This is a genomic window from Nostoc sp. NOS(2021) (genome assembly GCF_017115025.1).
GTDB lineage: Bacteria > Cyanobacteriota > Cyanobacteriia > Cyanobacteriales > Nostocaceae > Nostoc.
In genome coordinates this window covers 1-6,562 of sequence record NZ_JABXKM010000163.1, presented here as the reverse complement: position 1 = coordinate 6,562, position 6,562 = coordinate 1, and the positions used below count along the sequence as shown (strand labels likewise).

Sequence of the window (6,562 nt, the reverse complement as noted above, 5' to 3'; positions counted from 1 at the left end):
ATTCTAAAACTGGTTACCTTGAGGGGTCTTACCCTCAATTCGCCAGCAGTATCCTCTAAGAAGTCGGGGATCTGAGTCTTGTAATTTGAACGAAATCAAATAGGATTGCTATATTGAAGAAGCATTTAGAAATCAGAGTATTGCATACATAGACTGTAGCGGCTACTCTCCGAGTTCTCCAACGGAGTACCCATAGAGTACGAGAAGCGCTATCAATTCACAAACATTGAAGTGCGAAGGATGAAAATTTTGCTCCTTCACACTTGATTGTTTATCTGAAATTTCTAAGATTCTCTTCCCGATGCCCAGGTATCACGCCATTTAACAGTACCTTCTTTCGCAATTACCCAGCGACGATTTACGAGATTTTCCCGCAGAGGCGATTGCCCTTCGCGCCACATAGCATATTTATAAGCAATCAGCTGACCAGCACTCTCATCAAAGGGAATCTCAGCAGACCAGGTATTTGAGTTGATGTATTCTAAAGGATATGCTTTGCTGATATCCCAGTTACCCAACTCTGGGCAATCTCCTGTCACCACAATGATTTCACCGGGTTGGGTATGCACGCCATTGAGTTGGACGCGCACAATTGTCTGTGCTTTGATCCTTTCGCCAACGTGGCTGAAAACAATTACTCCTCGTTCTTCTAGTACTAGGTCATAAATCTTGCCGTCTTTCACCTCATACTTATTGCGAGTCACCACGCAGGTATGTTCCCCATCGGGCAATTCTGTTTCTACTTCTGGTAAGGTGACTTCTCCTCCTCGGTTTAAAGCTACAAAACACACGGAGTCACGATAGCGGCGTACATAACAGTAAACGTCGGGTGTTAAGTATTTTTGCCAGTGGCTACCCATTGAGATTGCGGGATTTAGTCGCCGTAAACCAGATAACAGCCTGATGCAGCGATAAATCTCACTCTCGGTATCCCAATTTTCCATCATCGGGCGGTTATACGGATCGTTACCGCCATCAGTGTCGTCATGCAGATATTGTTCTGTACCGTAGTAAATGCAGGGAATGCCGCGAGATGTCATAATTAAGGCGATCGCTAGCTTCAACATCGCTGGATCGGGGTTCAGCGATTGGAAGCGGGACATATCGTGGTTATCGATGAAGGTAACTAACTCTGTTGCCCCTTTGTAGCGATAATCTTGGTCAAAAATGTATTGAATAGTCTGGAATCCGTTTTCTGAACCTTGCGCCAGTGCGGCTCGAATTGCCACGCACAACCCAAAGTCTAGAAGTGTCATCCCTGAGTGGTTAACAAATTCCACCGAGCGATCGTCATTAGGATTACTGTAAATCCATTCACCAAAAATAAATACATCTGGTTTGTGATTGGTCATCTCGCCAGTGAATTCTTGCCAAAACCAGATGGGCATATGCTTGACAGTATCCACCCGCAGTGCATCCACACCCCGGTCTAGCCATTGTTTAATTGCTGACTTAATATACTCCCGATATTCCGTATTGTTTTCATTGAAGGTTGCTAGACCAGATAGTTCACAGTTTTGTACTTGCCAATCGTCTTCCCAGTTTTGCACTTCGCCATAGTGGTGATACCAATTATTGACATCATTATTGAAGTCAGCAATTTTGACGCCATCATCAAACAATTCCCCTTTACTACCACTGGTATCAGGGCTGCTATGGTTGCAGACAATATCTAACACCAACTTCATATTGCGCTTGTGCAGTTCGGTAATTAACCGATCAAAGGTCGTATTTTTTTCTTCTTGAGTAGCGTTTAAAGAAGGGTTCTCTCCGTCAGCAATATAGCGAGGATTAATCCGCTTAAAGTCTTTTGTCCAATAGCCATGCATCGCCGCATTGCTAATAAATAACTCTTCTACCTGCTCGAACAGTGGAGTTAGCCAAAGGGCAGTCACTCCCATGTTTTTGAGATAATCTAATTTATCGATCACACCTTGCAAGTCGCCACCCCAATACTTACCCCACTCTTGTCTAGTTGGATCGTACAGTTCTGAGTTTGCACCTTCGCTGTTATCTGGATCGCCATCATAAAAGCGATCGACTACAAGAAAGTAAATGGTTTCTTGACGAAATTCAATATCTCTAGTGTAAAGGAACTCTAGGTCAATCTCCGTATCTGATGGTGGTGTTTCTATAATAGCTTCTACTTTTTCTTGTGCCGAATCAACTTTGTATTGATCTGGTGAAAACTGGGATGGAGGGGTTTGTACCATAAAAAAACTCAAAATTTCATGTAATTCACATTTGTAGAACCAACAGTACAACCTTTCGAGTATTGTGTGTCACTACAAACTTCGGTATTGTGGCATCTGGCCCACGGTGTAGGTATCTATCGCTAGCTAGTTTATAATTCTATCGATAGATATAATTCATCTGCTAGAGGATAAAAACAAAGGAATATAAGAGTTATTAACGCTAATTGCTTCATCAAATATCGCCGATCGCTTTGGAGTATATCTCAAATTATGATCCGGTAAGTCAGGAGTTTGTGGAGTTGGATTACAGCAAGGTTTAATTAGCACTGGAGATTAGCTGTCAACAAGGTTTTGTTATACTTGAGCAATACTGAGTAAACCACGTATTAGCCAACTTTTTCTCTAGAAGATTCGCTCCATTGGTAAACTGACCATTGTCACTTTCAATCTGTCATTACTATCAAGCAATTAATTCAGGTAGCAATTATGACCAAATATGACAAGGTTTTTAACTCACCAAAGACATCAGAGGAATCACTAAATCCAGAGGAAGCAGTGGCGGCGATCGCAGTTGTCACGGCGATCGCTGATTCATCCATTGAAGATGTAGATGCAGAAAGTTTAGCGGGTATCCTCTGGGAATTCGAGGTCTTCGAGGAATACTCAGAAGATGAAATCGCAGAAATAGTTGATAGACTCATAGACATTGCAGAACAAGAGGGAATTGGGCCTTTGTTTAATGTCGCCAAAGTATCTCTCTCAGATGAATTAGTGCTAGATGGTTTTGCAGCTGGGGTGATAGTGCTTTTAGACGATGAACTTGCCATCCCCAAATCGAAACAAGTCTACCTCAAAAAGCTACAAGCAGCCTTGGAACTTGAAGATGAAGAAGCAGAAGAAATCATTAAGGAGGTAATTGCAGCCTTTAAAGCAGCAGAAGAGGAAGAATATGCAGACGACGAAGATGAAACAGTAGTCATCGAAGATTTTAGTCAACAGACATATCAATCTCCCTTAAGTAATTTTACGGTGCCGATTCCAGTTGATCCGCAGCAGGGCGGGAGAATTCAAAGTCAGGAAGGAGTAGTTGGCTTTTCCGATGACATCGGTACTTTGCTGAGAATTGATTATTACCCTTTCCCTCTGGAACAGTTAGAGGAACTGGAGTCTGTTGGACAAGAAGAATATTTACAAACAATCTTAGTAGACAAGTATGTACCCCAAGCGATTTTTGCCAATGTACCAGATGCTTCTGTGGAGTATACCGAATATCTTGAAGATACTTTGCGAGGCGCTTACTACGTGTTAATTGATATGCCCAAAGGTTCGACGATTTCTAAGCAAGAAAATAATGGAACGGCGATCAGATTAGATGCTTACCGAGGGCTGCTCACCTTTATCAGTGGTGAATTTTTGTATATAGTTAGTAGTCAGCACAGCTTTATTAACGGCGAAACTCCCGATTCCGTTGAAGAAGAAGCCGAAGACATCAAGGAGAGTATTTTAGAGTTTGTTGAGACTATAGAGTTCACTTAGTACAGCATTTCATTAATTCGTAGCAAATTAAATTTGACAATACCCTGCAATGCCAATGTGTCGGCTGACAATGCCAATGTGTTCCCCTGTATTAAAAACGCTACGCTTTTACGCTTAAATCGGCGGTTAGAAACCGGGTCTACACAAGGCTTTACCCGCTTTCGCGGGTTTCATCAAACCCTCAATTTACCTCGTTCCCAGTCGGAGACTGGGAATGCCTATTTTGAGGCTCCGCCTCCCTAACTGATGCGTAGCACAAGAAATAATATCATGTTCGCCTGATTACTTACTTAAACCCGAAGAACCCCACCCCGCCAAAGCTACACTTCGTCTCCCCTAAGAGCTTGCGAGGAGGGGATTAAGGGGAGCCAGTGCGGGAACAGGGAGTTTCCCCATGAGCGACTGGCGTGCGGGGTGCAATGACAGTGGAAATCATAACTAATTATCCGAACATGATATAATCCGTCCTTGCTTCAGAGCAAATAAATTTATTTATGGGGTTCTCCCCCCTGCTCCCTACCCCCTTTCCTCTTCTTTGGCGTTCTCAATTCAGTCATCAACTTATCTGATGTACATTTGGAAAGGGCGATGTCTGACGACAAGCCTGGAGAAAACAGGAAGTCTCCGACTCCGCACTGGGTGTTTACCCTTGTAATTTTTCATGACAATAACCCTGCTGAACAATCGCTATCAAGTTATCCAGGTAATCGGCGCTGGTGGGTTTGGCGAAACCTTTCTAGCAGAAGATGTCCATATGCCTTCTCGCCGTCGCTGTGTGATCAAGCAACTCAAACCGATAACCAATAATGACCCGCAAACCTACCAACTTATCCAACAGCGGTTTGAACGGGAAGCAGCAACCTTGGAGTATTTGGGTGAAAGTAGTCACCAAATTCCTAAACTCTACGCCTACTTTTCTGAGAACGGGCAATTTTACCTCGTCCAAGAATGGATTCACGGCCAAACCCTGACAAAAATTGTCGAAGCCAAAGGATTTGAGAGTGAAACTGCTGTTCGGCAAATTCTCTTGAGTTTGCTTTCAGTCTTAGATTATGTTCACAGCAAAGGCATTATTCACCGGGATATCAAGCCAGATAACATCATTCTCCGTTCTGTTGATGACGAGCCAGTTTTGATTGATTTTGGTGCAGTCAAAGAAACAATCCGTTCAGTGGTGAATCCTCCAGGATACCCCACGCGATCGCTCGTCATTGGTACGCCTGGGTATATGCCTAGCGAACAAGCCGTTGGCCGCCCAGTTTACGCCACTGATATCTACAGCTTAGGTTTAACGGCGATTTATCTGCTGACTGGCAAATACCCGCAAGAACTACTAACTGATCTGAAAACTGGGGAAATACTTTGGCAGCAGCACGCCCCTAACATCTCTTCCCAATTTGCGGCGGTAGTTAATCAGGCAATTAAGCCTCATGCTGGCGATCGCTACAGCACTGCCAGTAAAATGCTACATGCCTTGCAGTCTACTAGTAATATACCTCCTGAGTTAGCTGCAAATACTCCCACGGTCAGTTTTTCTCCCACTGCTACATCGACTCGACAAACCCAGCCATTATATTCCCCGCAAAAAAATTCTGCGTTAGCGAAGCTCACCGTTCGCGTAGCGTCTCGTAGAGAAGGTATCGCCGGGTCTTCTTCTGGTGGAAACTGGCAAAAACCTGCTGTGATTGTTGGTAGTTTGCTGGTAAGCGGCTTGCTTGGTGCGATCGCGATTTCTAGCATTACTCGTCAGCAACAACCAGAAACAACCATTGCCACAAGTCCCACGCGATCGCCAGAGTCTTTGCCCACGACTCCTGCATCTCCCGAACCACCTGTTTCTTCCCAAACTTCTCCAGTTCCAGTTGTACCAACCTCACGGTCAAAACAGCGAGTAATTCCCGATCCTTTGCCAACCTTTAAGCCCCCAGTTATATCCATACCACAGCCAGAACCAGAGACTGTAACTTCAGATACTCCAGCACCAGTAGCAGTATCCACACCACAGGCAAAAAAAGAACACGTAACTTCAGCTACTCCAGCATCGGTAGCAGTATCCACACCACAGCCAGAACCAGAGAAGGAGGCGATGCCTGATCTGGGCAATGTCAACGCACTTCCCACACCAGAAGCGCGTTCCAGATCACAGAACAAACCGCGCAGTAAACTAGCTGCCACTACCAGCAGAGAAAGCGTTCCCGCATTCCCTACAGGTACAGCAAGAAACATCGTAGAAGCTACCCTCGGCAAACCAAATCAAGATTTAAGAGGCGCGTGGGGCAAAACCCGTGCTGTCGTTTACAAACTAGTTCCAGACAAAATTGATCTTGGCTATTTATTTGATCGTAATTCTAAAGTGCTGCGTCAAACTGAGGTATCTTTTGCCCAATCGGTAGACCCGCAGGTAATGGAGACTACCTTGAATGGAATGTTAGATGGGCAAGCCACTGAAGAAATTAAGCAGGGACTCAAACAGGTACAACAGCGCCAGTTGGATAATTTTAGTTTTCAGAATGGCTCAGTCAAGGGTCAGATTATCCGCCAAGAATGTGATTTTATTTACATCAGTATTTGGGATGTAGATTTACATGATTTTGTGAGTCCATCGACAGGCAAACAGTGTTAATTTCCTGGGAAAAGTTGATCTCAAAAGTTAGATTTTTGTATCGTATAAGACAGATTCAGTATTCAATATAGTCCTTAAAAAACTGACTTTATTGGGCTACAACCAACATAATTTCGGTCTTACCAAGCACAAAAACCCAGTTTTTAGAATTATAGCAACGGACAAGAAGGTTAGGACATTAACTGATGATAAAACCTATATACAAACA

4 protein-coding genes are annotated in these 6,562 nt (G+C 43.9%); 3 read left to right on the top strand and 1 reads right to left on the bottom strand.

Annotated elements, in window-relative coordinates:
- Positions 1 to 284 precede the first annotated feature (284 nt).
- The gene (locus HWQ41_RS20070; RefSeq protein ID WP_292766547.1) at positions 285 to 2,213 is read right to left on the bottom strand and encodes an alpha-amylase family glycosyl hydrolase; all 1,929 of its coding nucleotides are present in this window, start codon (positions 2,211 to 2,213) and stop codon (positions 285 to 287) included.
- A gap of 468 nt (positions 2,214 to 2,681) precedes the next feature.
- On the opposite strand from HWQ41_RS20070, the gene HWQ41_RS20065 reads away from it, so the two are divergent.
- The 3 genes from HWQ41_RS20065 to HWQ41_RS20055 all read left to right on the top strand — a co-directional run bounded on the left by HWQ41_RS20065 (position 2,682) and on the right by HWQ41_RS20055 (position 6,354).
- A complete protein-coding gene (locus tag HWQ41_RS20065; RefSeq protein WP_292766544.1) occupies positions 2,682 to 3,731 on the top strand; it encodes a hypothetical protein in 1,050 nt (349 codons plus the stop codon).
- 33 nt (positions 3,732 to 3,764) lie between these two features.
- The gene (locus tag HWQ41_RS20060) at positions 3,765 to 3,974 is read left to right on the top strand and encodes a hypothetical protein (protein WP_292766542.1); all 210 of its coding nucleotides are present in this window, start codon (positions 3,765 to 3,767) and stop codon (positions 3,972 to 3,974) included.
- A gap of 418 nt (positions 3,975 to 4,392) precedes the next feature.
- Positions 4,393 to 6,354 carry a serine/threonine protein kinase gene (locus HWQ41_RS20055; protein ID WP_292766539.1) on the top strand — a complete coding sequence of 654 codons (1,962 nt, stop codon included), beginning with the start codon at positions 4,393 to 4,395 and terminating at the stop codon, positions 6,352 to 6,354.
- Positions 6,355 to 6,562: the final 208 nt, after the last annotated feature.